We start from the raw sequence: 1,973 nt of genomic DNA on the forward strand, positions 1-1,973 counted from the left end.
CGAGCATCGACCGCGCCGTCCTCATCCCGTCGCTGCACCGCGGCGAGGTGCACCGGGCGAGCAGCAGCCGCATCGACCCCGGCGGCAAGGGGGTCAACGTCTCCCGCGCCCTCGCCGCGCAGGGCGACGCCACCCTGGCCGTCCTGCCGAGCGGCGGGCCCGAGGGGCACCTGCTCGGAGAGCTGCTGGACGCCGCGGCCGTGCGGCACGCCTCGGTCCCCGTCCGCGGGTCCGTCCGGATGAACATCAGTGTCCTGGAGCCCGACGGCACGACGACGAAGCTCAACGAGCCCGGCCCCCAGCTCTCGGCCGCCGAGGTCGACGCACTGCTCGACGCCACCCTCGCCCGGGTCGAGGACGCCTCGTGGGTCGTCGGCTGCGGCAGCCTCCCTCCCGGCGCCCCCACCGACCTGTATGCCGTCCTCACGGCCCGGGCGCGTGAGCGCGGCGCCCGCGTCGCCATCGACTCCTCCGGCGCGCCGTTCGCCGCCGCCGTCGCCGCGACGCCGCACCTCGTCAAGCCCAACCACGAGGAGCTGGCCGAGCTCGTCGGCCACGACCTGCCGACACTGGCCCACGTCCGCGACGCCGCCCGAGAGCTCGTCACCGCCGGCATCGAGGTCGTCGCCGTCAGCCTCGGTGGCGACGGCGCCCTGCTCGTCACCGCAGACGAGTGCGCCCACGCCCGCGCCACCATCACCGCGCCGCTCTCGACCGTCGGCGCCGGCGACTGCATGCTCGCCGGCCTGCTCCACGGCCTGTCCACCGGCAGCTCGCCGGCGGAGGCCCTCGTCGCCGGGGTCTCGTGGGGCGCCGCGGCCGTCACCCTCCCGGGGAGCCGGGTGCCCGCACCCGCTGACCTGGACGGCATACGCCCTGAGCTCACCCGCGAGCCCGACTTCGACCGTGTCCTCGCCTGAGCCACCTCCAGACACCGAAAACAGCCTGAACGTCCCCTCCTGAAAGGAACCGCCATGTCCCTCATCACCGAAGAGCAGGTCGTCCTCGACCTCACCGGTGCCGACCGCCACCAGGCGACGCGCAGGCTCGGCGAGCGACTCGTCGCCTCCGGCCGGTGCACCGACCTCGACACCTTCCTCGCCGACGTCCGCAAGCGCGAGGAGACGATGGCGACCGGACTGCCCGGCGGCATCGGCATCCCGCACGCCCGCAGCGCCGCCATCACCGAGCCCTCGCTCGTCTTCGGCCGCTCCGGCGACGGCATCGACTGGGGCGCCAAGGACGGCCCCGCCACGCTCGTCTTCCTCATCGCCGCACCCGAGGGCGGCGGCGACGCGCACATGCAGATGCTGCCCAAGCTCGCCCGCGCCCTGATGAAGAAGGACTTCAAGGCGGCCCTCGCCGCCGCGACGACCGAGGCCGAGGTCGTTCGCATCGTCAGCGAGCAGGTGGGGCTCGACCAGCCGGCGCCCGCCGCCGCTGCCACCGCCGCTGCCACCAGCGCTGCCGCTGGTGCCGGCGCGACCGCCGGGGGTGCGGACCGCACCGGTGCCGCCGCCCCGACGGCCGTCGCGACCGCGGAGCCGGCGCCCAAGCGGACGCTCAAGCTCGTCGGCGTCACCTCGTGCCCGACCGGCATCGCCCACACCTACATGGCGGCCGAGGGCCTGGAGAACGCCGCCAAGGTCGCCGGCCACACGATCACGGTCGAGACGCAGGGCTCTGCCGGGTCCAAGCCGATCAGCGCTGCCGAGATCGCCGAAGCCGACGCCGTGATCTTCGCCCACGACCTGCCCGTCAAGGACGCCGGCCGATTCGCCGGCAAGCCGCTCGTCGACGTCGGTGTCAAGAAGGGCATCTCCGACGGCCCGGCCCTGGTCTCGCAGGCCGAGCAGCTCGTCGCCGAGTGGGACGCCGACCCGAGCAAGCGCGAGGCCGCGGCGGCCGCCGCCGCCACGGCAGGAGCGTCGGGCGGTCTCACCTCGAAGGTCGAGGAGGGCGCCGGCACCGGC

At 75.0% G+C, this 1,973-nt stretch carries 2 protein-coding genes; both read left to right on the forward strand.

What is annotated here, in order from left to right; all coding sequences use genetic code 11:
• The coding region (gene pfkB / locus ABD194_RS18630) for a 1-phosphofructokinase (protein ID WP_343994264.1) at positions 1-920 on the forward strand (920 nt) is incomplete at its 5' end.
• 54 nt (positions 921-974) lie between these two features.
• Positions 975-1,973, forward strand: a 999-nt coding sequence (locus ABD194_RS18635) for a fructose PTS transporter subunit IIB (protein WP_343994266.1), incomplete at its 3' end; no start/stop codon positions are given.

Origin of the sequence: Terrabacter terrae (assembly GCF_039529575.1) — a bacterium.
Taxonomy (GTDB): Bacteria; Actinomycetota; Actinomycetes; order Actinomycetales; family Dermatophilaceae; genus Terrabacter; species Terrabacter terrae.